Genomic DNA, 25,979 nt, shown 5'->3' on the forward strand with positions numbered 1-25,979 from the left:
CACCTACTCGGCAACGACGTAAGTATAGAGTCCGATGCGCCCGTTCGCGTCGACCTCCTTGTAGACACCCTGGATTTCGACGTCGAAGCCCGGGAACGTGTTGAAGCAGGTCTCGAACATCTTGAGATAATCCACCATGGGCTTGGCCCGTTCCGTCAGCCGCTCGCCGGGCACGATGGTGGCGATGCCGGGCGGATAGACCACGAAGGGCGTGGTGGCGATGCGGCCTGCGATCGCCTCGATCGGCAGATAATCGACGTCGTTCTTGATCAGATAGCGCGCGGCATCACGGGGTGACATCGCGATCTCAGGCATGTGCTCGGGCATGAACTGTCGGGCCTGCAGTGCGCTGACGTCGGCGGCGCGGAAGAAGCGGTGCATCTCGCCGCAGAGATCGCGCAGCCGCACGCCGGCATAGCGCGCCTGCCGCCGCTGATGGAATTCCGGGATCGCATCCGCCAGCAGCGCATTGTCGTCGTGCAGTCTCTTGAATGCGACGAGGCCGGAGATCAGCGTGCCGGCCTTGCTCGCCTCGACGCCGGGGGTGAGCAGGAAGAGCAGGGAGTTGAGGTCGTTCTTTTCGGGCACGATGCGGTTTTCGCGCAGATATTGCGCGACCACGGGCGCGGGGATGCCGTGCTCGGCATAGGCGCCGGTAGTGCGGTCGAAGCCGGGCGTGAGCAGCGTCAGCTTGTTCGGATCGGTCATGGCAAAGCCTTCCGCAAGATCGGGAAAGCCGTGCCAGTTGGTATCGGGGGAGAGCTGCCACAGTGCGGGATTGGTGGCGAGCTCGTCGGTGGAGAGCGTTTCCCAGGCGACGTTGTGGGCGGCGCCGGGGCGGCTGACATCGGGGATGGCGACACGATCGGGCACGAAGGGCTCGAAGAACCAGCGTCGCTCCGGGTTCTGCTCCTTCTCCTCGAACTCCCGGCGCATCGCGCGGATTTTTTTGCGCAGCTCGATGCCGAGGCGGATCGTGTCGTCCCACAGCACTTCGCCGGAACGGCCCTTCATCATCTGCGCACCGACGTCGAGCGAGGCAAACAGCGGATAGAACGGCGAAGTCGAGGCGTGCTGCATGAAGCTTTCGTTGAAGCGGCGATGCTCGACGCGCCGCTTCTGGCCGCGGATGTGACGGTCCTTGATGTGGATTTGCGAGGCTTGCGAAAAGCTCGCGAGCTGCTTGTGGGTCGACTGCGTCGCGATGATGCCGGGCGCCTCCGGGGGAAGATTGGCGAGGCCCATGGCGAAGCGGCCGGCATAGAGCGGATGGAATTTCATGAAGCCGGCCCAGGCCTCGTCGAACAGGATGTATTCGCAGAGATGACCGATGCGCTTCAGAATCATCTCGGCACTGTGGATCGAGCCGTCATAGGTGCACTGCTCGACCACGGCGACGCGGAACGGCCGTTCCTTGCGCCAGGCGTCCTTGTCCGTGACCAGCGGATGGTTGCGGATCGCCTCGCGCAAAGCCTTCTCGTCGAGCACATCCCAGCGCATCGGGCCGATCAGGCCCCAGGCGTTGCGGATGGTCGGCACGTAGATCGGGATGCCGCCATTGATCATCAGCGCGCCGTGATGGGCGGCCTTGTGGTTGTTGCGGTCGAACAGCACGAGGTCGCCGTCGGTGACGAGTGCGCCGAGCGCGACTTTGTTCGAGGTCGAGGTGCCGTTGAGCACGAAATAGGTCTTTTCCGCGCCAAAGATCGCAGCGGCTTCCTTCTGCGCCTTCAGCGCCGGGCCCTCATGGGTGAGGAGGTCGCCGAGGTCGAGCACGGAATTGTCGAGGTCGTCGCGGAACACGGACTCGCCGAGATGCTCGACGAACACGCGGCCGATCGGGCTGCGGTTGTAGAACACGCCGCCATTGTGGCCCGGACAGGTCCAGAGCTGGTTGCCTTCCTCGGCATAGTCGACCAGCGCGCCGAAGAATGGGGTCTTCAATGTCTCCGCATATTGCTTGAGCCGGCTGATCAGGTTCTTGGCGATGAAGGTCGGCGTCTCCTCGGACAGGAAGACATAGCCGTCGATGAAGTCGAGCACCTCGACCGGCAGATCCTCGAACCGCTTGCGCCGGATCAGCAGGATGATCGGGAAGTCCAGGCCGCGGCGCCGCATCAGGTTGATCAGCGCCGAGGTCTTGCCCTCCAGGCCCTTCTTGCCCCAGTCCACCACCATGCAGCCGATCGCGGCGTCGGTCTGCACCGCCATCTCGGCGTCCTCCAGCTTGCGGGCCCGGACCACCTCGAAGCCGGAGCGCTGGATCTCCTCGATGATCTGGTTGAAGCGGACGCCTTCGAGATCGTCGACGTCAAATACGGGGGCGGCGAACAGGAAGTTGAAGCGCTTGAAATAGTCCATTGTCTGTCCCGAATGTGCGAGAAGCACAGCTCTCGGCACATTCGATGACAATTGGATGACAGCGGTTCTCGCGTGACGAAGCGGTCAGTTCGCGCTGGCGATGACCATGCGCTTGCGCCCAAAATTCGCGACCGCCCCCTCCGCAACGCCGAAATTGTTGGCCAGCAGGTGCCGCGGCGCCTTGGCCAGCCAGTCGCCCAGGCTGCTTTCGTGATAGGCGCCGCTGTCGAGCGCACCAACGACTTCGGCGTCCTCGTTGCCGATGTTCTGAATGGAATGTCCGCAGTTGCTGGGAATATACGCGCATTCCCCTGCCGAAAGCTCGGCGACGGCGACGCGCTTGTCGAACGCAAACAGGGTGACGCGCGTGCGTCCCTTCAACACATAGTGCCATTCGTTGGCGTCGGTGTGCCAATGCGGCTCGTGCATCGCGCCCGGCTTGAGCTTGAGCACGATCCCGGTCATGGAGCTCGAGACCGGAAACTCCTTGGCGGAGGCCACATAGAGTTGGCCGCCGGCCGTGCTCACGCGCGGCTTCTGCGACATCAGCGGGAAGCGGTGGCTCCGATCGCGGTCCAGCGCACGGGCGGCTTTTGCCTGCGGGCCATCGAGAGCGAGGACCTCGCCCTGCATGATGTAGGTTTCAGCCTTCGGACTGGCGCCGAAGATGTCGGTGGACACGCCCAGTGCCTGCGACAGGGTGGGGGCGTCGTAGCGGCTCATCCAGTCGCTGATCCCGAAGGTGCCATGCTCGGAGTAGAGGCCGTCATCGAAGGCGAGGATGGCGTGACAGGGGGCAGTTCCCAGCGTCTGGATGGCGTGGCTGTGGCCTTTCGGGAAGAACCAGAGATCGCCGGGTGCGAGATTGACGATTTCAAGCTGGCCCTCGGGATCGACCACCGTCACCTGGCAATGGCCGTCGACGACATAGGCCCATTCGGCCGAATTATGCCAATGCATTTCCCGGGCGCCGCCCGCGTTGACGAAAAGATGCGCGCCGGCAATGCCGGTCGCGAGCGGAAGGGTGCGGGTCGTGATCTCGCGCGCCCAGCCGCCGGAGGTAGCCTTGATCGGTCCCTTATCCAGCGAGGCCGTGAAGGCCACGGGGTCGCCGGATTTTCGCGGGATTGTCTTGAGGAACTCCGACGCCGGAGCAACGTCGTAGCCCGCAGCGTGTCCGTCAGGAGCTGCGATTGCAGATTGTGAAGCGCCCAATACACCGGCGCCGAACGCGACTGACTGAATGAAGACACGGCGGTTAGATCTGAACATCGAAGACCCCAAATATCTGAAATGGTACGAAGAGGAGCGCAAACCGGTTGTGTTGCCCCCTCAATTGGGTCTGTTGAACGCGCGTACTCGGCCTCCACCGTATGGTTGAGGTGGCACTTCAATTATCTTTGATGGGGGATTAGAAAATTCCTCTTGCGCAAGTTGCCGCGGCCGTGGGCCTGGTAAGCAGCGTATTGTTGATGGCGGAGGTCGGCGTCGCGTCCGCTATCGCTTCACCTCGCCGAACACCACGGTCGGCACCGCGCGGTTGACGACTTCGCGCAGCGCAAAACTCGATTGCACCCGCGCGACGCGCGGCAACCGCGACAGCTCGGTGCGGTGGATGCGCTCGAAATCCTGGATGTCGCGGGCGAGCACGATCAGGATGTAGTCGTCGGTCCCCGACATCAGGAAGCAGCGCACGACGGAGGGGCATTTCACCACCTCCGCCTCGAACGCCTTCAGCGCCTCGTCGCTCTGGCTCTCCAGCGCAATGCGCACCAGCACCGTCGTGGTGAGACCGAATTGCGAGAGGTCGAGTGCGGCCTGATAGGCCTGGATGTAGCCATCGTCCTCCAGCGTTTTCTGCCGCCGGGCCAGCGCCGTGCTGGATAGCCCGACCTTGTTGGCAAGCTCGGTGTGGCTGGCTCGCGCATTGGTCGTGAGTTCCGCGAGGATGGCGAGATCTTTCCGGTCGAGGGCCAATGTTTCGTTTCCAGCGTGAAAGAGCGTTTGCGCGCCGGAAACCGGCGCGGGGAGGGCGAAACTAGCTGATATTTGCACGAAACCAAACTGGTCCCGTGGCTACGATGAAGAGGAGAATCAAGAGGTTGGAAGGAGCCCAAGATGCGCGTCGGTGTGCCCAAGGAGATCAAGGTGCAGGAATATCGCGTCGGGCTCACCCCGGGCGCCGTTCGCGAATATGTCGCGGCCGGGCACCAGGTGACGGTCGAGGCCGGCGCCGGCAGCGGCATCGGCGCTACGGACGAGGTGTATCGGCGGGCAGGGGCGGAGATCGCCGGGAATGCCCGCGACATCTTTGCGAAGTCCGACATGATCGTGAAGGTGAAGGAGCCGCAAGCCAGCGAATGGGCCCAGCTCCGCGAAGGCCAGATCCTGTTTACCTATCTCCATCTTGCGCCGGATCCCGAACAGGCGAAGGGCTTGCTCGCGTCCGGCTGCACGGCGATCGCCTATGAAACCGTCACCGACGCGGCCGGTCACCTCCCCCTGCTTGCGCCGATGAGCGAAGTCGCCGGCCGCCTCGCCATCGAGGCCGCCGGCGCCGCGCTCAAGCGTTCGGCCGGCGGTCGCGGGGTGCTGCTCGGCGGCGTGCCCGGCGTGCAGCCGGCGCGGGTCGTCGTGCTCGGCGGCGGCGTGGTGGGCACGCAGGCGGCACGGATGGCCGCAGGCCTCGGCGCCGAAGTCACCGTGATCGACCGTTCGATTCCCCGGCTGCGCCAGCTCGATGATCTTTTTGCCGGACGCGTGCGTACGCGATTTTCGACCATCGAGTCGGTTGAGGACGAGGTGTTTTCCGCCGACGTCGTCATCGGTGCGGTGCTGGTGCCGGGCGCCAGCGCGCCAAAACTCGTCACGCGCGCGATGCTCAAATCGATGCGGCCGGGCGCGGTGCTGGTCGACGTCGCCATCGACCAGGGCGGCTGCTTCGAGACCTCGCATGCGACCACGCACGCGGAGCCGACCTACGAGGTCGACGGCGTCGTGCATTATTGCGTCGCCAACATGCCGGGCGCGGTGCCGGTGACGTCGAGCCAGGCACTGAACAACGCGACCTTGCCGTTCGGCCTAATACTGGCCAGCAAGGGCTTTGCCGCGGTGCTGGAAAATCCGCACCTGCGCAACGGCCTCAACGTTCATCGTGGCCGCATCACCAACAAGGCGGTGGCGGAAAGCCTCGGGCTGGAATTCGCGCCGGTGGAGAGCGGGCTCGCGGCGTAAGGCGAGGCGTGACCGCTCGCGCGAAGCGGTGCTTTCTTCCTTCTCCCCTTGTGGGAGAAGGTGGCGCGAAGCGCCGGATGAGGGGTTTCTCTCCGCGAGATCAATTAGCAGTTGGACTCGCGGAGACAACCCCTCACCCGGCTTCGCTGTCGCGAAGCCACCCTCTCCCACAAGGGGAGAGGGTGCACTGCCGCTGTGGCGCGAGCAAACGCCTTATGCCTTCGTCAGCCTGTATTGCCCCAGATCCGGATCATGCGTCATGCGCCAGTAATCGACGAACCGCCACGGCATCGCTGAAAACACGCGGCCGCTCGCGTTGCGATAGTAGGTCGTCATGCCGGGATGAGTCCAGATCATGGCCTCGTGCTCGGCGTCGACCTTGCGGACGTAATCGTCGAGCACGTCCGGGCGGACATCGATGGCGGCGACGTCCTGCTCGATCATGCCGGCGAGGCACGCCGAGATGTAGCGGCTCTGGCATTCCGACTGGAAGATGACGCTGCCGCCATGCGCCGGGCCGGAGTTCGGCCCGAGCATGCAGAAGAAGTTGGGGAAATCAGGCACGGTGAGGCCGAGGAATGCGGTCGGGTTGTCGTTGCCCCAGGCCTGCCGCAAATCCCTGCCGCCGCGGCCGCTGATGTTGAGGCGCGCCGCCATCTCCGTCACCTTGAAGCCGGTCGCAACCACGATGATGTCGGCGGGGCGATGTTTGCCGTCCGCTGTGACGATGCCGTTTTCGTCGAAATGATCGATCGCGTCGGTGACGAGCTCGACATTGTCCCGCGTCAAGGTCTTGAACCAGTTGTTGTCGAGCAGGATGCGCTTGCCATAGGGCGGGTAGGTCGGCACGCATTTGGCGATCAGGTCGGGTCGGTCCTTCAGCTCGGTGGCGATGAAGTCGGTCAGCTCCTGGCGATGCCGGTCATTGCCCTTGTTGACGGCCCGCTCGGGATGCGGCCAGGCCGGGTCCTTGCGCAGAAACGGCAACAGGCCGTCGCCGTAGCGCCAGAACATGTTGAAGCGGTACCACTGCACATAGAACGGCAGATGCGCGAGCAGCCAGCGCGCGCCCTCGCTGATCGGATCGGCATAGCCCTTCACCGGCCGCGCCCATTGCGCGCTGCGCTGATAGACGGTGACGGAAGCGACGCGGCCGGCGATGGTCGGCACCAGCTGCATCGACGTCGCGCCCGTGCCGATCACGGCGACATGCTTGCCGTCGAGATCGATCTCGTCGGACCACACCGCCGAATGCAGGATCGTTCCCGCGAAATTTTCCTCGCCCTTGAAGTGCGCGCGGGAGGGATCGTTGAGCTGGCCGATGGCGGAGACCAGCGCGGTGGACTCGAAGGTCTCTTCGCCGTCCCTGGTCTTCAGCGTCGATATCCAGCGCCGCTTGCTTTCATCCCAGCGCGACGAGGTCAGCTCGGTGTTGAGGCGCAGATGCTTGCGGATGCCGTATTCCTCGGCGACCTTCTGCAAATACCCGAGCAGTTCCTCGCGCTGACAGAAATAGCGCGTCCATGCATTGCCCGAGCCGAACGAATAGGAATAGGAATGGTTCGGCGTGTCGACGCCGCAACCGGGATAGCGGTTGATCCACCAGGTGCCGCCGAGCTCGGCGTTCTTCTCGACGATGGTGTAGGGGATGCCGAGATGGCCGAGCGCCACGCCGAGCGCGATGGCGCAGACACCGGCGCCGACGATCAGCACATGCTGGCCGGCAAGCTTCTCGTCGGAGGGGCGCGTCGTCCAGCGCGGCTCGCGTGCCACGAACCCCATCTCCTCGCGCATCAGGGGCGCATATTCCGGCGCGACATTCTCGCCGAGGCAGGCGCGCATCATCTTCAGCAGCAGCTCTTCGCCGGGGTCGCTGATGACGGGTTTCGGTGTGCCCTTGGCAAAGAGCTTGACGACGGCGGCGCGAATTTCCTCCTGGGCCTCCTTCGGCACCCCGGCATCCGGATCGGGAATGAGGCGGATGTCGCGCTTGGGCAAGTAGGGCGGCTCGAGCCAGCGCTCATCGCCGGTCATGTGCACCAGCACCATCAGGAGGCAGCGGATGTCGCCCTCGGCGATGGCCGAGGCGAGGTCGAGCGGCTGGTGGGGAGATGCGATGGTCATGGTGTGTCCTGATCTCCGGATGCAGTGAAGAGGCCGCGCGTCATCAGCTTGCGATAGGCGGAGATGACGTGCTCGGGCACGGCGGTGACGCCGCCGTCCGAATAGGAGTAGCGCCGGCTGAGATAGCCGCGCGAGCCCATCAGCATGTGGACGATGGCCTCGAATTCCTCGTCGCTATAGTCCTCGATCGCGCCCGAGCGGCGCGCACGACGCAAAATGCGGACATAGGCGACCGAGATGTTGTCGAGATGCTTCTGGTAGCCGTGAGGTGCAAAGAATTCGGCCTCGTTGAGGATGCGCAAGAACTCCGGCACCTCGCGGATGAAGTCGAAGAAGGCGGAGAAACGCGCGATCTCCTGCCGCGCCGCATCCGCCGTGCCGGTGCGGGCGCGGATGAACTCGACCATGTCGAGGCCGATCTTGGGCAGGAGCTGGTCGAGCAGCTCCTGGCGGTTCTCGAAATGATTGTAGAAGGTGCCTTGCGCGACGCCGGCTTCCTCGGTGATGCGGGCGACGGAGGCCTCGGCATAGCCATGCTTGCCGACGACCTTGGTCGCGGCGTCAAATATCTTCTGCTTGGTCCAGGCGTTGCGCTCGACGCGGTTGAGCTTTGTGACCTTGGCATTGGCTTGCGTCATTCGGAGGTCTCCAGCTCGGCGCGCAGCACGCGCTTGAGGATCTTTCCTGAGGGGTTGCGCGGCAGGCTGTCGCGGATGACGAGCTGTTTCGGCACCTTGAAGCTCGCCAGCCGCGCGCGGCAGTGCTCGGTGAGGGCAGGGAGCGCGAGGCTTGCGCCTTCTGCCAGTACGACGATCGCCACCGGCCGCTCGCCCCAGCGCGCATCGTGCAGGCCGATCACCGCGACCTCCCGCACTTCAGGCAAATCGTAGATGACGCGCTCGACCTCGGAAGAGGCGATGTTCTCGCCGCCGGAGATGATCATGTCCTTCTTGCGGTCGGTCAGGTACAGAAAGCCCTCATCGTCGAGATAGCCGACGTCGCCGCTGCGGAACCAATCGCCGAAGAAGGCCGCGGCCGTCTTCTCCGGATCCTTCCAGTAGCCGCGCGTGATCTTCGGCCCGCGCAGGCAGATCTCGCCGTTGACGTTCGGCGGCAGCGCCCGGCCATCCTCGTCGCGGATCTCGATCTCGACATGGGCGATGGCTCGCCCGGTCGAGCCGATCTTCTCGATCTCGCGGCCGGCCTCCATGAAGGTGTCGCCGCCGACGGTCTCGGTGAGGCCGTAGGCATCGATGTAGCGCGCGTTGCGGAAGACTTGCGAGAAGGCGCGGATGCGCTGCTCCGGGGTCTTCTCGCCGCCGCCGATCGCCCATGCCAGACTGGAAACGTCGTAGCGGTCGCGGGTGGGGCAGGTCAGCATCGCCGTGGTCATGACAGGCGCGAACCAGGCCGCGTTGAGCTTGTCCTCCGCGATCGCTGCGAGCGCGGTCTCCGGCTCGAAATTGCGTTCGATGCGGAGGAAGCCGCCATGCCAGAGCACGGCGACGCCGGGCAGGTCGAGCGCGCCGACGTGATAGAGCGGGCCGACGACGAGCAGGCGCGTGTCGGCGCTGAGGCCGAGCGCGATCGTTTGGTCCGCCGACTTCCAGTAGAAATTATCGTAAGTGAGCATCACGCCTTTTGGGCGGTCGGTCGTGCCCGAGGTGTACATCAGCCGCATCAGGTCAGACGGTGCGCGGACATGCATCGGTGCGTCTGCCGTATCGCCAGCGAGGCGCGTGACGCTCTGCTGTGCGGTCTCGTCGAGCACGACGATCCCCGCGCCCGCGGCGTTCACGGCCAATTCTTCATCGACGATCAGCAACCGTGCGCCGGCATTGCCGGCGATGTAGCCGACCTCGTCGCGCGAGAGGCGGAAGTTGATCGGCAGGAACACCGCGCCGAGATGGCTGGTGGCAAACACCAGCTCCAGGAACGCCGCGCTGTTCTTCATCAGCACGGCGACGACATCGCCGGCGCCGATGCCTTGCGCCGCGAGCCAGCCGGCCGCTTGCCGAATGCGCGCGTCGAACACCGCGTAGGAAATCTCCTCGCCGCGGTATTTCAGCGCGGGCCGGGCCGGCGTGCGCCGGGCATGAAAGGCGATGAAGCTCGAAAGGTTGATCATTCTGCGGTTTCGGGCCGATTGCCGGCCTCGCGTCCTCCCCCGATGAATGATGACTCATAATTCATGTTTGTCTTGACGTCACCCCCTCCCTCTGAAATTGTTGGGAACACGGAGACGGACGATCTCCGGCAGGGATTTGAAACGCCGACCCGACAGAGGGAGGGAAGAATGACGAGACCCCGCACGCCGGGCATCAGCCGCCGTTCAACGCTGGCGCTGATGGGCGCCGGCGCGATGAGTGTTGCCGCGCCCTGGGTGGCGCGCGCCCAGGCCAAGACCATCAAGATCGGCATGCCGACGATTTTGTCCGGCCGCGTCGCGCAGCTCGGCACGTCCTCGCGCAATGCGGTGATGCTGGAAGTCGACAAGGTCAACGCCGCCGGTGGTCTCGCCGGCCGGCAAATCGAGATGGTGGTCCGCGATTCCAAGGGCCAGCCGCAGGAAGCGGCCCGCGTTGCGCGCGAGCTCGTCAATACCGACGGCTGCGAGCTGCTGCTCGACGGCGAGGCGTCCTCCGGATCGTTCGCGGTGCATGAAGTTGCGCGCGATCTCGGCGTGCTCTGCATTCACACCTGCTCGGAAGCCTCTTCGCTGACCGCCGATCCCAAGCAGCACATCCCGAACGCGTTCCGCTGCGTGCGTCAGGGCATCCACGATTCCATCGTCGGCGGCAGCTACGCCGCAGCGATCGCAAAAGCCAAGGGCCTGAAGAAGTGGGCGACCTGCTCGCCGGACTATGCCTATGGCCGCGACACCACCGGCGAGTTCACGCTGTACCTGAAGCGCTTTGCGCCCGACGTGGAAGTCATCAGCGAGTCCTGGCCAAAACTGTTCCAGCCCGACTACACCGAAGTGGTGACCAAGATCCTCCAGGCCAAGCCGCAGGCGCTGTACTCCTGCCTGTGGGGCGGCGATCTCACCTCCTATATCGACCAGGCCAACATCTACGCGATGTTCAGCCAGATGGAGGTGTTCGCGGTCAACATGGCCGACTACACCGCGCTGACGGTGGTGAAGAACCTGCCCAAGGGCATCCACTCTGGCAACCGCTACATCAAGACTTTCCCGACCACGCCGGAGAACGCCGCCTGGGGCGATGCCTACAAGGCCAAGTACAACGAGTACCCGACCAACTGGTCGTGGCAGAATGCCACCGCGGTGATGTTCCTGGCCGAGGCCGCCAAGAAGGCGAACGCCACCGACGGCAAGAAGATCGCGGAGGTGCTGGCCGGCCTCACCATCAAGTGCCCGTTCGGCGCCGACGGCACCGTGACGATGCGCGGCGACGATCACACGCTGGTCGGCTACGCCATTGGCTGGGGCACCACGATCCCGCAGGAGCCTTATGTGCCCGAGGTCAAGGCCGGCGACTGGAAGACCATCTTCGAGCTCGAGGCGGAGTGGAAGAAGAGCAAGGGCTACACCTGATCCGATGCGCGGCGGGGACGGGCGCCCGTCTCCGCCGTTTTCGTTTGGCTTCCCGCGCCGCATCAGGCGCGCTGCAATGAAAGTGGTCCTGTGGATCTCGACGCGCTCGCCGGCTGCCTCTCCAGCTCTGCCTGCCTGGTGACGCAAACCACCAGCGGCCTGATCATCGGCATGCTCTTATTTCTGGTCGCGGTCGGGCTGACCTTGATCTTCGGCGTGCTCAAGATCGTCAATTTCAGCCACGGCGCCTTCTACATGTTCGGCGCCTATTTCGCGATGACGGCCTATCAGCTCACCGGCAGCTTTGCGCTGGCGATGCTCGCGGGTGCAGCCGGCACCGCCATTCTCGGCCTGGTCTTCGAGCGTGTCTTCATGAGCCGGGTCTATGGCGCCGACGTCTTGATGCAGCTGCTCGTCTGCTACGCCTTCGTGCTGATCTTTGACGATGTGGTGCGGCTGATCTGGGGACCTGAATTCAAGTCGATGGGCATGCCCGCCGCATTCCAGGTGATGCCGCTGTTCATCGCCGGCGGCGTGGTGCCGCCCTATTACCTGCTGCTGATCGGCGTCGCGCTCATCGCGGCCATCGTGCTCGGCATCGGGCTGTCGCGCAGCCGCATCGGCAAGGTGATCCGCGCCGCCGCGCATAATCCCGGCATGGTCTCCGCGCTCGGCATCAACACCGGCCTGATCTATGGCGGCGTGTTCGCGCTCGGCGGCATGCTGGCGGGGCTGGCCGGCGCGCTGGCCGCGCCGGTGCGCTCACTGACCCCCGGCATGGGATTTTCGGTGCTGATCGAATCCTTCATCGTCACCGTGATCGGCGGCATGGGCTCGATCCTGGGCGCGCTGATCGGCGCGCTGCTGCTCGGCCTCATCCGCTCGTTCGGCTCGCTCGGTTTTCCGCTGTTCACGGAAGGCCTGATGTACCTGTTCATGGTGATCGTTCTGGTCTCAAAGCCCACCGGCCTGTTCGGCAAGGAGGCGGCATGACCGAGCTGGAAGCAGGGCGCGCGCAAACGCTGGCGCCGGTGCGCAGCGGCGCGGCGCTTCACCGCTACCGCGACGTCCTGATCGCGCTGATCGCCTTCGCCGCGCTGGCCAGCCTGCCGCTGCTGACCGGCAGCAAGGCGCTGCTCGATTTCGTCATCCGCTGCTCCGCCTACGGCCTGTTCGCGACCTCGCTGAACCTGCTGGTCGGCTACACCGGCCTGACCTCGTTCGGCCACGGCATGTTCTTCGGTCTTGGCGCCTACAGCTTCGGCCTGATCATGCAGAAGCTCGGCGTGCCCATTCCGGTCGCCTTCGTGGCGACTCTGGCGATTACGGCAGTGATTGCGGCCGTGATCGGCGCGATCTGCGTGCGGCTGAAGGAGATCTATTTCGCCTTCGTCACGCTCGCGTTCCAGATGCTGATCCATTCGACCATCCTGTCCTGGGCCTCCTTCACCGGCGGCGACCAGGGCCTGCGCGGCGGCATTCCGCGCCCCGTATTTCTCGGCATCAATCTCGCCAACCACGTCCATCTCTACATCGTGAGCTGCGCGCTGCTGATCCTCGGCCTGCTCGCGATGCGCCAGATCGCGCAATCGCCGTTCGGCTACACGCTGCGCATGATCCGCGACAACGCCACGCGCGCGAGCTTCCTCGGCATCGACGTCTGGCGCGCAAAGCTCACCGTGTTCGTGCTGGCGGCGCTGTTCGCGGCGATGGGCGGCATGGTGATGGCGCTGTTCGTCTCCGGCGCCTATCCGGAATTCGCCTACTGGACGATCTCGGGCGAGGGCATCTTCATCAACATGCTCGGCGGCGTCTCGACCTTCCTAGGACCGATGGTCGGCACCGTGCTGCTGCTGCTGCTCAACGACACCGTCACGCGCTTCACCGAGTACCACGGCATCGTGCTCGGCGTGGTCATCCTGTTCTTTGCGCTGGGCTTGCGCAAAGGCTTGCTCGATTTCGTGACCGAGTGGTTTTCGCACCGGCGTGACGCTGGCGAGGGGCGCTAGCGATGCTCGAGATCCGCAACCTCGCAAAATCCTTCGGTGGCGTGAAGGCGACCAACGACGTCACGCTGGACTTCCCCGACGGTTCGCTCACCGCTGTGATCGGCCCGAACGGCGCCGGCAAGAGCACCTTCTTCAACCTGATCACCGGCGCCTTGAGGCCGGATTCCGGTCAGGTGCTGCTCGACGGCGTCGATCTCGCCGGGCGCTCGCCGCCGGAGATCGTGCGCCATGGCATCGGCCGCGCCTTCCAGGTCGCGAGCATCTTCAAATCGCTGACGGTGCAGGAGACGATGCTCGCCGCCGTCAGCGCCGACCAGCGCACCTCCGCGGTGCTGCACAAGCGGTTTCCGCTACCCGAGACGCGCGACCGCGCCGAATATGTGATGGAACTATTGGGCTTTGCCGGCAAGCGCCATCGCACCGCCGCGACGCTGTCGCACGGCGATCAGAAGCTGCTCGACATCGCGCTGGCGCTCGTGCTCGAGCCGAAGGTGCTGCTGCTGGACGAGCCGACCGCCGGCATGGGCCCGGAGGAACGCTGGCGCATGATCGACAAGGTGCGCGAGCTCTGGGAGCGCGAGAAGATCACCGTCGTCTTCATCGAGCACGACATGGACATCGTGTTCAAGATCGCGCCGAAGATCGTCGTGCTCTGCTACGGCCGCATCCTCGCCACCGGCACGCCCGACGAGATCCGCAACAGCAGTGCGGTGATCGAGGCCTATCTCGGCACCGAACATGCGGGAGCCGCCGCATGAGCGCCGCCATCATCGAAGTCGCCGATCTCGACGTCTATTACGGCACCAGCCAGATCCTGTTCGGCGTCGGCCTGTCCGTGCGGCAGGGCGAGACCATGGCGCTCCTGGGGCGCAACGGCGCCGGCAAGTCGACGACCATGAAGGCGATCATGGGCCTCGCGCCGCCGCGACGGGGCAAGGTCAGCCTGCGCGGCGCGGTGATCTCAGGCCAGAAGCCGCACACGATCGCGCGCGCCGGACTTGGCTTCGTGCCGGAGGATCGTCAGATCTTCCCGGAGCACAGCGTCGAGGACAATCTCGTCATCGGTCGCAAGAAGGGGCCGGAGGGCCAGGACGAATGGCCGATCAAGCGCATCTATGACGTCTTCCCGCTGCTGGAGCCGCTGCGCCATCGCATCGCCGGACGCCTGTCCGGCGGCGAGCAGCAGATGCTGGCGATCGCGCGCACGCTGATGGGCAATCCAGCGCTGCTGCTGCTGGACGAGCCGAGCGAGGGGCTCGCGCCGATCATCGTGCAGCGGATCGGCGAGCTGTTGCGGCAGCTCCGTCAACTCGGCTCGACCGTGCTGATCGCCGAGCAGAACATGCATTTCTGCCTCGGCCTGGCGAGCCACGCCACGGTCATCGACAAGGGCCAGATCGTCTATGCCGCCGGAATCGACGAGCTGAAGGCCAACGAGGCGATCCGGCGGCGTTATCTGGCGCTCTAAGCCGGGCCGCCGGTGTCCAAATAGGCCAAAAGAAGAAAACTATTGCCGCGTGGGCGCCCGGCGGAAGGAGTTTCCCCGTCGAGGCGCAAAAACGCCAATCGCTTCCATTGCCGTTTGGGGCGGAAACGACGACATTCCGTTCAGAATTTGATGGATTGGCGCAAGCTATGGAACGCACTGGATTTGAGCCCTTCGGCGAGCAGCTGGTGTCCGCGACGGACACGCAGCCGAAGTCGCGCGCCTCGAAGCTCCTGTTGCGGGCCGGCACCACGCTGTTCTGGTCGCTGGTCGCGGGCATCGTGCTTGCGCGCGCGGCCTTTTTCGAGCCGGGCATCTATGACGGCTTCAGCCGGGTCGCCTCGCTGGCCAAGAACCTGATCTTCTGAGACCGTTTATTCCGGGCTCAGGACAGAACTTCCCTCGGCCCTGATATGTCGAAAACTTATTTCCCAATCGGACGTCGCTGCGTATAAATCCTTCTCCTCTGGGAGAGATTTGTGTCGCAGAATCAAGCATCCAGCCCGGCCGATGCCAAGCCGGCCACCGCCGCAGGCCGCATTGCGGCGCTGATTCCGGGCATTCTCCTCTGCGTTGCCGTCGCCGGCGTCTCGGCCCTGCTCGAGCGGGCGGAACTGGGCGTTTTCGAGCATCCCTATGTCGAGGCGCTGGTGATGGCGATCCTGCTCGGCATGGCGGTTCGCAGCTTCTGGAAGCCCGCACCGCGCTGGCAGGCCGGCATCGCCTTCAGCGCCAAGCAGCTGCTCGAAGTCGCGGTCATGCTGCTCGGCGCCTCCATCAGCTTTGCCGCGATTGCGGCCTCGGGCGTCGCGCTGCTGGCATCGATCGCCGCGGTCGTCGTCGTCGCGCTCTGCGTATCCTTCGGTATCAGTCGTCTGCTCGGCCTGTCGACGCGGCTGTCGATCCTGATCGCCTGCGGCAACTCGATCTGCGGCAATTCGGCGATCGCCGCCGTGGCGCCGATCATCGGTGCCAACAATGACGAGATCGCGTCCTCGATCTCCTTCACGGCGATCCTCGGTGTAATGATGGTGCTCGGCCTGCCACTGCTGATCCCGCTGTTGCAATTGTCCGCCACGCAATACGGGATTCTCGCGGGCCTCACCGTCTATGCGGTGCCACAGGTCCTCGCGGCGACGGTGCCGGCCGGCCTCGTCTCGACACAGATCGGCACGCTGGTGAAGCTGATGCGCGTGCTGATGCTCGGGCCCGTCGTCGTCGGCCTGTCCCTCGTCGCTGCGCGCTGGCAGACCGACGCCAAGAAGACCAATGTCGGCTTCTTCCGCCTGGTCCCGTGGTTCATCCTCGGCTTTCTTGCGCTAGCAACCCTGCGCTCGCTGGAGATCGTGCCCGGCACGGTCGTGGCTCCGATCACGCGGATCACGGGGTTCCTTACCGTCGTGTCGATGGCCGCTCTTGGCCTCGGCGTCGACGTGAAGGTGCTTGCCAATGTCGGGGGCAGGGTGACGGCCGCCGTGACGCTGTCGCTGATGCTGCTGCTAGGGATCAGCATCGCGCTGGTGCATTGGTTCAAATAATCTCGCCGCGACGGCGGCGCACCCTCGCCCCTTGTGGGAGAGGGTGGCTCGCCGCATAGCGGCGAGACGGGTGAGGGGTTCTATCCGCGCCTGACTCTGTTGCCGTGAGTACGCGGATAGAACCCCTCATCCGGCGCTTCGCGCCACCTTCTCCCACAAGGGGAGAAGGGAAGGCAGATCGCTAAATCACATCCGCCAGCGAGTGCCCCTGCAGCTCGATGTTCAGCCCCTGCATGCCCATGTCGGTGATCTCGCCGCCCATCGCCTTCAGGCTCTCCTCGCGGATCAGCGACATCAATCCGCGGCGCAGCGCCAGAAATTCCGACGACATCATCATCGCTTGCTGGCGCGGCCGCTCCAGCGGAATCGGAATCTCCGCCTTGATCGAGCCGGGGCGCGCGGTCATGCAGTAGACGCGGTCGGACAGGAAGATCGCCTCGTCGATGTCGTGGGTGACGAACAGCACCGAGATCTTCAGCCGCTGCCACATGTTGGTGAGGATCTGCTGCATGATGACGCGGGTCTGCGCGTCCAGCGCGCCGAAGGGCTCATCGAGCAGCAGCACCTTCGGCCCCGTGGCAAGTGCGCGGACGATGCCGACGCGCTGCTTCATGCCGCCGGAGAGTTTTTCGGGATAGTGTTTTTCGAACGCCTCGAGGCCTGCAAGCCCCAGCAGCGTGCGTGCGGCGCGCTCACGCTGGGAGCGCGCCATGCCGCGCATCTTCAGGCCGAATTCGACGTTCTCCCGCACCGTCTTCCAGGGAAACAGCGAATATTGCTGGAACACCATGCCGCGTTCGGCGCTGGGTCCGTTGACGCGCTCGCCGTCGACGGTGACGATTCCGGTGGTGGGCTTGAGGAATCCCGCGACCGCGTTGAGCAGCGTCGATTTTCCGCAGCCCGAGGGCCCGACGATCGAGACGAACTCGCCGGGCTTTACGTGGATCTGCGTATCGGTGACGGCCTGGACCGGTCCCTCGATGCTGTCATAGCTCAGGGAAAAGTTCCTGACCTCGATATGGCCCTTCGACGGGTTGGCCAGAAACTCGCTCATGTCGACCTCCACGGCATCACCAATTGCCCGGCGCCCCTGATGAGCAGGCTCGATCCGAGGCCAAGCACGCCGATCGCGATCATGCCGAGCGCGATGTCGGCATACTGCACCAGCGAATAGGCCTCCCAGGTGAAATAGCCGATGCCGTACTGCCCCGAGATCATCTCGGCGGCGATCAGCGATACCCAGGCGACACCCATGCCGACGGTGAGGCCGGTGAAGATGTGCGGCAGCGAGGCCGGAAAATACACCTCGCGGAAGATCGAGCGTTCGCGCGCGCCGAGGCACTGCGCGGCGCGCACCAGCACCGGATCGACCAGCGACATCCCGTGCAGCGTATTGATCAGGATCGGGAAGAACGAGCCGAGGAAGGTGATGAACACGATGCTCTGCTCGTTGGTCGGCCACAGCATGATCGCCATCGGCACCCAGGCGATCGCCGGGATCGGCCGCAATACTTCGGCCACGGGGAAGATGATCTCGTGCACCAGCTTGAAACGGCCCATGATCAGGCCGAGCGGCACGCCGATGACGGCTGCGAGCGAGAAACCAACGAGGATACGTCGGCAGCTCAGCACGATGTGCATCAGGAATTTGGGGTCATGGATCGCCTTGGTGAAGCTGGCATAAACTGCGAGCGGCGAAGGCACGTTGGTGAAGCGCACGAAGAACACGACGCGATAGGTCGTCAGCAGGTGCCAGACCAGAAGAAACGCGATCAGCGAAGCGATGCCGATCGCGGTGGCGCGCAGCCGGCCCTGGTTCAGCCGGTACCAGCGCAGCGCGAGCGTGCCGAAAGTGGGCGGTGTCGCGGGCGGGGCGGGCACGGGGCCCGCCTCAGCCATTGCAGTTGTTGCCGGCATGCTGTCCTCGGGATGTCTGAGGAGGGCGGGACTGCTCACGTCTTGCCTCCGCTGACGGCCGCCTTCACCGCGTCGTCGAAGCCGAGCACCTTGCCGCTGATCTTGGCCGCGTAAGCTTCGGCATCCTTCTTCAGCAGGAACGGCGCGACCTCGCCATCGCCGACGGCAAAGAAGGCCTGGTCGGCGAACAGCTTGATGCCGCGCGTGGTGTCGAAGACGTAGGCGACGTTGATCTTCTTGCCCTTGGCCTTGAAGTCGGCATAGGCCCCGAGCGTGCAGCTTGCCGATGAGAACGGCAGGATGCCGGCGTCATCGACCCAGACCTCGCCGGCCTTGCGCGGATCGGCGATCGGCTTCTTGCAGAAGCTATCCTCGCCGGAGATCTCGTAATTCTTCGTGCTCGCAAGCTGCGCGTCATAGTCGAGCTTCATCTCGACATAGGCTTTGCGGAGGTAGCTGTCATCGACCCATTTCTTCGGATCGAACTCCTTCATGCGGCCGAGATTCTGGAGCACCTTGACGTCGGTCGTGGCCGCATCGATCAGCGCCGGCTTCACCGTGGGATCGGTGGTCATGTTGCCGCTGGGGCCGAGGAAGATATAGACGACTTCCTTGTTGATCCCTGTCCATTCCTGGATCTTCTCGGCGGCGAGCTTGGGATCGTCGCGCAGCCACTGGTTGGCGGCGATCAGCGCCTTGAAATAGGCGACGACGACCTCAGGATATTTTTCGGCGAAGTCGGTGCGAACCACGATGCCGTGGAAGGTCGGCAGATTGGTCTCGACGCCGTCAAAGATCTTGCGCGCAAAGCCGCGGAACGGCAGCAGCTCGGCGAAGGGGACGAAGTCGGCATGGGCGTCGATCTTCTTCTCCTGGAGATTGGTCGAGCCGACCTCCGGGCTCTGGCTGACGAGCTGGAAGAAATCGGACGAATAGCCGCGGTCTTGCATCGCCTTGAGCACCATGCCGTGCGCGGCGGAGCCGAAGGGCACGCTGACGAGCTTGCCCTTGAGATCGGCGAGATCGTAGTAGGGCGAGTCCTTGTGGACGACGAGGCCGTTGCCGGAGCCGGACAGGCTGTAGGCGGCGATACCGATCAGGCGGCTCTTGCTCTCCGGATTGCTCTCGAAGGTGAAGCCGTTCACGATCAGCGGATAGTCGCCCATCATGCCGATCTGAAGCTTGTTCGCCATCATCGCGTTGGTGACGGGCGGGCCGGAGGTGAAGTTCTGCCATTCCAGCTCGAACTTGATGTTGGAATATTTGCCGTCCTTCGGCAGGTACTTTTCGAGGAGGTGGAGCTGGCGGATGACGACACCGGCCGTCACCGTATTGGTTGTGGTGTCCTGCGTTCCGATGCCGAGCGTGACGGTTTCCGCCGAAGCCGGCTGCGCGAGGAGCAGCGCCAGCGACGTCACCGACGTCGCGATCGAGAGCGTGGGAAGATGGCGGACCATTCTCATCCTCATTCGGTTGGATGTGCTGTGGTTGCCATGATTGGGTGAGGGCTTGGGCAGGGCAAATCCGGAATGATGACCGCAGTCGATTAGTTGCCGGGAAAAGCTGATTGCATACTCCTTGGGCAGTCCTGCATTATAAAGCCGCTTGCCTGGGCAGCGGCCCCGGTCGCGGGCCCTCTAATCAGACGCCTGGCCGCGCATCTCTTCCAGCACGTCGGGCCGGCAGACCACGATCTGCGACCGTTTGGTCACGACGATTCCCTTCTCCTGCATCCGCTTCAGGCTGATCGTGACCCATTGCCGGGTCGCGCCGACCATGTGGGCGATGTCGGCATGGGTGAAGGCGGCGGCGATCACGGTGCCGTCGGCGTCAGCAACGCCGTACAGCTCGACGAGATGCAGCAACAGATGCGCAAGGCGCTGCGTGATGGAGCGCGTTCCCAGCATCTGCGCCAGCGCCGAATAGCACTTGCCCTTGAAGGTGAGGCCTTCGATCAGGCCGATCGCAAGGTTGGGGATCTCCGAGGCGAGGGACCGCAGTTCCTTTCCGGGAAGGTGCACCACGCTGCAATTGCTGGATGCGACGCCGGACCATTGATGCACGGTGCCCTCGAACACTTCGGGGCCGCCGACGAAATTGCCGACATGCCAATAGGCCAGCGTGATCTCGCGCCCGAGCGGCGAGGTGTAGAACACACGGATGCGGCCGCTTTCGATCAGCCAGATGCCGTCATGCTTGCCGCCCTGGCTGAACAGCGTCTGGCCGCGGTTGAGCACCTTGCGGCGGCCCTGCTTCAGCACCAGCTCCCGCTCGCGCGGTGAGAGCTTGTCCATCAGCGACGGCGGTCCGCCGATCCATTGCTGGTTCTCGGTGAGCAGCAGCGAGGAGCTGCCGGCAGGCCGGACTGTTGCGGGAACCGTCCCGCGAACCACATTGGCCGCCTGCAACATTGTGTGCCTCCGGAACGTTCAAATCGTTCTAAAGAGGAGCAATGTCCGTGCCAGATCCCGGCAGCGGCTGCTGCGGAACAGCGATACGGTGGCGGGCCGCGTCCTGCACATCGAGAGCTTGCGTTTGCAGCAGATGCACGTCAGCCTACCGGGCACCGAACGCCACAACAGAAACGTACTTCTGGCGGACAAAAGCGTATCCTGTCCTGCAACGGCGGCGGGATTTTCGGGCTGATGAGCGTGGCGATTCTGGCCGAGCTCGAAAGATGTCCACCACCTCGTTAAAGATGTCTACCACCTCGTTAAGGAGCATGTGATGCCGCAGGACGAACCACAGAAGGCCGTCATTGCGCTGGCCGGCCGCCGCATTGATGCTCCGGACGCCAAGGCGACGCGCTTTCCGCTGGACGCGGTGCCGCTGGTCCGCCAGCGGCTTGCCGATCTCTTCCAGCAGGAGCAGGCCGTTGCCCTGGTCTGCTCGGCGGCGTGCGGGGCCGATCTGATTGCGCTCGAGGAGGCCGGACGCCTCGGCATCCGGCGCCGGATCGTGCTGCCGTTCGCGCCCGGCCGGTTCCGCGAGACGTCGGTGACCGACCGTCCCGGCGACTGGGGCGGGCTGTTCGATCGCGTCGTGGACGAGGTGGGCAAGGCCGGCGACGTCGTCGTCCTCGATGCCGGCGACGGCGAGGCCGCTTACGCTGCGGCCAACGATGCGATCGTGAGAGAAGCGATCGCGCTGTGCCGGGCCGACACGCCGCCGCGCCGGTCCGTTGCGGTGATCGTCAATGAAGGCGCCTCACGCGGGGCTGGCGACGCCACCGAACAATTTCGCGTGCTGGCATTGGCGGCGGGATTTGCGGAGCGGGCGGTCAGGACGAACTGAGGATTGCATCATCCGGCCGTGACCAGGGCCGGTACGGACGGGGGAGCATGACCCCTCGCGACAATGGGCGCCGCGACCTCAGCGCCCCGCCAGGCTCAGCAGATACGGCTTCGGGTAAATCCCCCGGTTGTGCCCGTCCGAAAACGAGATGTTCAGCCCATAGCCGAGATCGCCGATCTCGGTGATCGCAATGCCCGGGAATGCCTCGGGGAAGCGGCCGTCGAAGCGGGCGCGGGTGCAGTGGGCGCATTTGCAGGAGAGGCGAAGCTGTTCGGCCGGCAAGCTCAACGCGTCGTCCTGCGTGGTGCGAACGAGGAGTGTGGCGAGATCGGCGCTGGCTTCGTAGTCGGCTACGGTCGGTGCCACCAAGGTCGTTGTCATGACGTATCTCCGACTCTCTATCTACGTCGGCGCGAGCGGCCGCGAATAGCAACTAATTGCCGGCACGGGCGTGGCCATGTGCCTTCTCTTCGATCACCGCCCGCGAAATGTGAAACTAATCGACCGGGGATTTCACTTACGAATTGCCGGACTCTCCTCTCTCCGAGACCTTGTCCCCATCGATGGCCAAGGAGAGAGCATGAGCGCATTTCAGAAGGAAACGGTCCTGTCGGTCCGGCACTGGACCGAGTCCCTGTTCAGCTTCACCGCGACGCGTGATCCAGGCTTCCGCTTCCAGAACGGCCAGTTCGCCATGATCGGGCTGGAGGTCGAAGGCAAGCCGTTGATGCGGGCCTACAGCATGGCGAGCGCCAATCACGAGGAGGCGCTCGAGTTCTTCTCGATCAAGGTGCAGGACGGCCCGCTGACCTCGCGCCTCCAGAAGATCCGGGAAGGCGACATCATCCTGGTCGGCCGCAAGGCGACGGGCACGCTGATCACCGGCAACCTCATTCCGGGAAAACGCCTGCTGCTGCTCTCGACCGGCACGGGCCTTGCGCCCTTCGCCAGCCTGATCAAGGACCCCGACGTCTACGAGAATTACGAGACCATCGTGCTCGCCCATGGCTGCCGGCAGGTTTCCGAACTTGCCTATGGCGAGCACCTGGTCGAAGGCCTGCGCAACCACGAATTCTTCGGTCCCCTGATCCGCGACAAGCTGGTCTACTATCCGACCGTCACGCGCGAGCCGTTCAGGAACCGCGGCCGCATCACCGATCTGATCGCCTCGAACCAGCTGTTCGACGACATCGGGCTGTCAGGTCTCGACATCGAGACCGACCGCATCATGCTGTGCGGCAGCCCGGCAATGCTCGAGGAACTCCCCGCGATGTTCTCCGAACGCGGCTTTGTCGAGGGCAATCACAGCCGGCCCGGCCATTTCGTCATCGAAAAGGCCTTTGTCGAGCGCTGAGGCGCAAATCGCGTCCCGGCGACAACTAATTGCTATCGCCGGACAGCCCCCTGAACAAATCTGATGCAAAGGCGCCGACTATCGGCGAACCAGGAGCAAGCGATGGCACTAGATCAGATCGTCGACGGACTTTCGGAGGTTTCCTGCGATGTGCTGGTGATCGGCGGCGGCACGGCCGGCCCGATGGCAGCACTCAAGGCGAAACTGAAGAACCCGAAGGCCAATGTCGTCCTGCTCGAAAAGGCCAACGTCAAGCGCTCCGGCGCGATCTCGATGGGCATGGACGGGTTGAACAACGCGGTCATCCCCGGCTACGCGACGCCGGAGCAGTACACCAAGGAAATCACCATCGCCAATGACGGCATCGTCGATCAGAAGGCGGTCTATAAATATGCGCAGAACTGTTACAAGATTATCGAGGAGCTCGACAGTTTCGGCATCCGCTTCCTGAAGAACGAGAACGGCGACTACGCCGTCAAGAAGGTGCATCACATCGGCACCTACGTTCTGCCGATGCCGAACGGCGAGACCGTGAAGAAGGCGCTGTACCGCCAGCTCCGCCGCGCCCGCATCCTGATCTCGAATCGCTACATGGCGACGCGGCTGCTCAAATCGTCCGACGGCCGCATTGCCGGTGCGATCAGCGTCAACACCCGCACCGCCGAAATGCTGGTGATCAAGGCCAAGGCCGTGATCCTGTGCATGGGCGCCGCCGGCCGCCTCGGCCTGCCGACCTCCGGTTACATGTTCGGCACCTACGAGAATGCCGCCAATTCCGGCGACGGCTATTCCATGGCCTATCACGCCGGCGCCGCGCTCGCGAACCTCGAATGCTACCAGATCAATCCTTTGATCAAGGACTATAACGGCCCGGCCTGCGCCTATGTCGCCGGTCCCTTCGGCGCCTTCACCGCCAACAACGAGGGCTCACGCTTCATCGAATGCGACTACTGGTCCGGCCAGATGATGCTCGAATTCTACAACGAGCTGTTGTCCGGCAAGGGGCCGGTGTTCCTCCAGCTCAAGCATCTCCATCCTGATACGATCTCGGAGATCGAGTCCACGCTGCACAAAGTGGAGCGTCCCACGCGCGGCCTGTTCCAGCAGGGGCGCGGCGTCGACTACCGCAGCGAGTCGATCGAAATGCACATCTCCGAGATCGGCTTCTGCTCCGGCCACAGCGCTTCCGGCGTGTTCGTCGACGACAATGCCCGCACCACCGTGCCCGGCCTCTATGCCGCCGGCGATATGGCGAGCGTGCCGCACAATTACATGCTCGGCGCCTTCACCAACGGCTCGGTTGCCGGCATCGACGCGATGGAGTTCGCCGACAATCACGACTTCGCAGAATTTGATGCAGCCGATGTCGCCAGGGAACGCGACCGCGTGATGGCGCCGACCAAGCGTGAGGACGGCATTCCGCCGAACCAGGTCGAGTACAAGACCCGCCGGCTCGTCAACGATTATCTCCAGCCGCCGAAGGTGACGCGCAAATACGAGCTCGGCATGCGCCGCCTCGCCGAGACGCGGCAGGACATGCAGGAGCACATGATCGCGCGCAACGCCCACGAGCTGCTGCGCGCGCTGGAAGTGCAGTCGATCATGGACTGCGCCGACATGGCGGTGCATGCCTCGCTGTACCGCGAGGAGAGCCGCTGGGGCCTCTATCACTGGCGCACGGATTTCCCGGAGAAGGACAACGAGAACTGGTTCTGCCACACGCTGCTCTCCAAGCAGGACGGCAAGATGACCAGCGAGAAGCGCGCCGTCGAACCTTACGTCGTGCCGATCGCCGACGACGAGAAGGATCTCTACGACAAGCAGCGCATCCGCGCCTCGGCCTGACCCACCAGACCACAGCAACAGGAGACATCAAATGCCTCTCGCGTCCTATCAGACATCGGTTCCGGTGGTCGTCGACGACGCCAAATGCATCGCCGACAAGGGCTGCACCGTCTGCGTCGACGTCTGCCCGCTCGACGTCTTGCGCATCAGCGACATGACCGGCAAGGCCTACATGGCCTATGACGAGTGCTGGTACTGCATGCCCTGCGAAGCCGATTGCCCGACCGGTGCCGTCACCGTCAACATTCCCTATCTGCTGAGGTGATCATGTCGAGCCCGTTCGAGTCCTATGACGATCTCGAAGACGCCGACGAGCGGCTTCAGGCCGCCGATCCCGGCGAGCGCCGTGTCGCCATCATCGCGCTCGGTCATTCCGGCGATCCCGCGGCCGTCGGCCATCTCGCCAACATGGTGGCGGATCCCGATGCCGGCGTGCGCCAGCAGGTCGCCATGGCGCTCGGCGAGTTTGACGGGCCGGAGGCCGCGAGCGCGTTGGTGAAGCTGCTGGTCGATCCCGAGAGAATCGTCGCATCGGCCGCGGCCGACAGCATGGCCGAGTTCAAGGATCCGGCCTGTGCCGAAATCATTCTGCCGCTGGTCAAGCACGCTCACGCCTTCGTTCGTATGGGCGCGTTGCGCGCGCTGAAGGAGCTGCGCTGCAAGAACACGCTGAAGCCGGCGCTGGAAGCGCTCCTGGATTCCGACGCTGCGGTGCGCGTGCAGGCAATCGGCGTGATCGGGTTCCTCAAGCTGGAAGAATCCATTCCGGCGCTGACCGCGCTGATCAACGATCCCGATGCCCATGTGCGCCGCGCCGCCGTCAGCGCGCTGGCGTTCTCGCAGCTGAAGCCGGCGGCCGAGACGATCACGCGTGCGCTGAAGGATTCGGACTGGATGGTCCGCGAGATGGCGGCGGAAACGCTCGGCCTCAACGTCAACGGTTCGCTCGCTGCCGACCAGCTCATCGCCTGCCTTGCCGACGAATTCTGGCAGGTGCGGCTGAAGGCGATCCGCAGCTTGGGTAAGATGAAGATCGAGCGTGCGGTCCGCCCGATCGGCAATTGCATCAACCACGACCAGGCCAATTTGCGGAAGGAATCGGCCGCCGCGCTGGGCGAGATCGCCCATCCCGACGGTGAGGCGTTCCTGGCCGTCATCGCCGACGATGGCGATCCCGACGTCCGCAAGAACGCGCGCTGGGCGCTCCAGCAGATCGCGGCCCGCAAAGCGCGGGCAGGGGCGTAGCGATACGGCGGGCTGC

Annotated in this window: 24 protein-coding genes; 13 read left to right on the forward strand and 11 right to left on the reverse strand. The window is 64.3% G+C overall.

Annotated features, from left to right (window positions below):
* Positions 1 to 3: 3 nt before the first annotated feature.
* The 3 genes from AC1RUR_RS05770 to AC1RUR_RS05780 all read right to left on the reverse strand — a co-directional run bounded on the left by AC1RUR_RS05770 (position 4) and on the right by AC1RUR_RS05780 (position 4,338).
* Entirely contained in the window at positions 4 to 2,361 is a 2,358-nt protein-coding gene (locus AC1RUR_RS05770; protein WP_492842125.1) for an Orn/Lys/Arg family decarboxylase, read from the reverse strand.
* 84 nt (positions 2,362 to 2,445) lie between these two features.
* Positions 2,446 to 3,633 (reverse strand): cupin domain-containing protein, encoded by a 1,188-nt coding sequence (locus AC1RUR_RS05775; protein ID WP_492842126.1) that lies wholly within the window; start codon positions 3,631 to 3,633, stop codon positions 2,446 to 2,448.
* Between the two features lie 225 nt (positions 3,634 to 3,858).
* A complete protein-coding gene (locus tag AC1RUR_RS05780) occupies positions 3,859 to 4,338 on the reverse strand; it encodes an Lrp/AsnC family transcriptional regulator (protein ID WP_492842127.1) in 480 nt (159 codons plus the stop codon).
* 141 nt (positions 4,339 to 4,479) lie between these two features.
* Between AC1RUR_RS05780 and ald the strand changes: the two genes are divergently transcribed.
* Positions 4,480 to 5,595, forward strand: a complete 1,116-nt coding sequence (gene ald, locus AC1RUR_RS05785; protein ID WP_492842128.1) for an alanine dehydrogenase — start codon at positions 4,480 to 4,482, stop codon at positions 5,593 to 5,595.
* Positions 5,596 to 5,808: 213 nt separating this feature from the next.
* Here the strand turns inward: ald and AC1RUR_RS05790 are convergent, their stop codons facing one another.
* The 3 genes from AC1RUR_RS05790 to AC1RUR_RS05800 are packed head-to-tail and all read right to left on the reverse strand — an operon-like array spanning position 5,809 to position 9,847.
* The gene (locus AC1RUR_RS05790) at positions 5,809 to 7,719 is read right to left on the reverse strand and encodes a flavin-containing monooxygenase (protein ID WP_492842129.1); all 1,911 of its coding nucleotides are present in this window, start codon (positions 7,717 to 7,719) and stop codon (positions 5,809 to 5,811) included.
* On the reverse strand, positions 7,716 to 8,357 hold the full coding sequence (locus AC1RUR_RS05795) for a TetR/AcrR family transcriptional regulator (protein WP_492842130.1): 642 nt from the start codon (positions 8,355 to 8,357) through the stop codon (positions 7,716 to 7,718). Before AC1RUR_RS05795 ends, AC1RUR_RS05790 begins: the two co-directional genes overlap by 4 nt.
* Complete coding sequence (locus AC1RUR_RS05800) at positions 8,354 to 9,847, reverse strand: AMP-binding protein (RefSeq protein WP_492842131.1); 1,494 nt, start codon at positions 9,845 to 9,847, stop codon at positions 8,354 to 8,356. Before AC1RUR_RS05800 ends, AC1RUR_RS05795 begins: the two co-directional genes overlap by 4 nt.
* A gap of 168 nt (positions 9,848 to 10,015) precedes the next feature.
* On the opposite strand from AC1RUR_RS05800, the gene AC1RUR_RS05805 reads away from it, so the two are divergent.
* From AC1RUR_RS05805 to AC1RUR_RS05835, 7 genes are all read left to right on the forward strand, one after another.
* Entirely contained in the window at positions 10,016 to 11,275 is a 1,260-nt protein-coding gene (locus AC1RUR_RS05805) for an ABC transporter substrate-binding protein (protein ID WP_492842132.1), read from the forward strand.
* A 90-nt stretch (positions 11,276 to 11,365) separates the two neighbouring features.
* Positions 11,366 to 12,268, forward strand: coding sequence for a branched-chain amino acid ABC transporter permease (locus tag AC1RUR_RS05810; RefSeq protein WP_492842133.1), 903 nt, complete (start codon positions 11,366 to 11,368; stop codon positions 12,266 to 12,268).
* Positions 12,265 to 13,284 carry a branched-chain amino acid ABC transporter permease gene (locus AC1RUR_RS05815; RefSeq protein ID WP_492842134.1) on the forward strand — a complete coding sequence of 340 codons (1,020 nt, stop codon included), beginning with the start codon at positions 12,265 to 12,267 and terminating at the stop codon, positions 13,282 to 13,284. The genes AC1RUR_RS05810 and AC1RUR_RS05815 overlap by 4 nt, the downstream gene beginning before the upstream one ends.
* A gap of 2 nt (positions 13,285 to 13,286) precedes the next feature.
* Complete coding sequence (locus tag AC1RUR_RS05820) at positions 13,287 to 14,042, forward strand: ABC transporter ATP-binding protein (protein WP_492842135.1); 756 nt, start codon at positions 13,287 to 13,289, stop codon at positions 14,040 to 14,042.
* Positions 14,039 to 14,752 carry an ABC transporter ATP-binding protein gene (locus AC1RUR_RS05825; RefSeq protein WP_492842136.1) on the forward strand — a complete coding sequence of 238 codons (714 nt, stop codon included), beginning with the start codon at positions 14,039 to 14,041 and terminating at the stop codon, positions 14,750 to 14,752. Before AC1RUR_RS05820 ends, AC1RUR_RS05825 begins: the two co-directional genes overlap by 4 nt.
* Before the next feature lie 167 nt (positions 14,753 to 14,919).
* Positions 14,920 to 15,138, forward strand: a complete 219-nt coding sequence (locus tag AC1RUR_RS05830) for a hypothetical protein (protein ID WP_027546306.1) — start codon at positions 14,920 to 14,922, stop codon at positions 15,136 to 15,138.
* 111 nt (positions 15,139 to 15,249) lie between these two features.
* The gene (locus AC1RUR_RS05835) at positions 15,250 to 16,308 is read left to right on the forward strand and encodes a YeiH family protein (RefSeq protein ID WP_492842137.1); all 1,059 of its coding nucleotides are present in this window, start codon (positions 15,250 to 15,252) and stop codon (positions 16,306 to 16,308) included.
* A 181-nt stretch (positions 16,309 to 16,489) separates the two neighbouring features.
* On the opposite strand, the gene AC1RUR_RS05840 is transcribed toward AC1RUR_RS05835, so the two are convergent.
* The 4 genes from AC1RUR_RS05840 to AC1RUR_RS05855 form a co-directional block, all read right to left on the reverse strand.
* A complete protein-coding gene (locus AC1RUR_RS05840) occupies positions 16,490 to 17,362 on the reverse strand; it encodes an ABC transporter ATP-binding protein (RefSeq protein WP_492842138.1) in 873 nt (290 codons plus the stop codon).
* The gene (locus AC1RUR_RS05845; RefSeq protein ID WP_492842139.1) at positions 17,359 to 18,264 is read right to left on the reverse strand and encodes an ABC transporter permease; all 906 of its coding nucleotides are present in this window, start codon (positions 18,262 to 18,264) and stop codon (positions 17,359 to 17,361) included. The genes AC1RUR_RS05840 and AC1RUR_RS05845 overlap by 4 nt, the downstream gene beginning before the upstream one ends.
* Positions 18,261 to 19,682, reverse strand: coding sequence for an ABC transporter substrate-binding protein (locus tag AC1RUR_RS05850; RefSeq protein WP_492842140.1), 1,422 nt, complete (start codon positions 19,680 to 19,682; stop codon positions 18,261 to 18,263). The genes AC1RUR_RS05845 and AC1RUR_RS05850 overlap by 4 nt, the downstream gene beginning before the upstream one ends.
* A 180-nt stretch (positions 19,683 to 19,862) precedes the next feature.
* Complete coding sequence (locus AC1RUR_RS05855; protein ID WP_492842141.1) at positions 19,863 to 20,636, reverse strand: Crp/Fnr family transcriptional regulator; 774 nt, start codon at positions 20,634 to 20,636, stop codon at positions 19,863 to 19,865.
* A 316-nt stretch (positions 20,637 to 20,952) separates the two neighbouring features.
* Between AC1RUR_RS05855 and AC1RUR_RS05860 the strand changes: the two genes are divergently transcribed.
* Positions 20,953 to 21,519 carry a hypothetical protein gene (locus AC1RUR_RS05860; RefSeq protein WP_492842142.1) on the forward strand — a complete coding sequence of 189 codons (567 nt, stop codon included), beginning with the start codon at positions 20,953 to 20,955 and terminating at the stop codon, positions 21,517 to 21,519.
* A gap of 78 nt (positions 21,520 to 21,597) precedes the next feature.
* On the opposite strand, the gene AC1RUR_RS05865 is transcribed toward AC1RUR_RS05860, so the two are convergent.
* On the reverse strand, positions 21,598 to 21,900 hold the full coding sequence (locus AC1RUR_RS05865) for a gamma-butyrobetaine hydroxylase-like domain-containing protein (protein ID WP_492842143.1): 303 nt from the start codon (positions 21,898 to 21,900) through the stop codon (positions 21,598 to 21,600).
* A 199-nt stretch (positions 21,901 to 22,099) separates the two neighbouring features.
* Here AC1RUR_RS05865 and AC1RUR_RS05870 point away from each other — a divergent pair, with 199 nt between their 5' ends.
* From AC1RUR_RS05870 to AC1RUR_RS05885, 4 genes are all read left to right on the forward strand, one after another.
* On the forward strand, positions 22,100 to 22,873 hold the full coding sequence (locus AC1RUR_RS05870) for a ferredoxin--NADP reductase (protein ID WP_492842144.1): 774 nt from the start codon (positions 22,100 to 22,102) through the stop codon (positions 22,871 to 22,873).
* A gap of 102 nt (positions 22,874 to 22,975) precedes the next feature.
* A complete protein-coding gene (locus AC1RUR_RS05875) occupies positions 22,976 to 24,718 on the forward strand; it encodes a fumarate reductase/succinate dehydrogenase flavoprotein subunit (protein WP_492842145.1) in 1,743 nt (580 codons plus the stop codon).
* Between the two features lie 31 nt (positions 24,719 to 24,749).
* Positions 24,750 to 24,983, forward strand: coding sequence for a 4Fe-4S dicluster domain-containing protein (locus AC1RUR_RS05880; protein ID WP_008141081.1), 234 nt, complete (start codon positions 24,750 to 24,752; stop codon positions 24,981 to 24,983).
* 2 nt (positions 24,984 to 24,985) lie between these two features.
* A complete protein-coding gene (locus AC1RUR_RS05885) occupies positions 24,986 to 25,963 on the forward strand; it encodes a HEAT repeat domain-containing protein (protein ID WP_492842146.1) in 978 nt (325 codons plus the stop codon).
* Positions 25,964 to 25,979: the final 16 nt, after the last annotated feature.

It is taken from the genome of Bradyrhizobium sp. GW821-FHT12B03 (assembly GCF_058807535.1).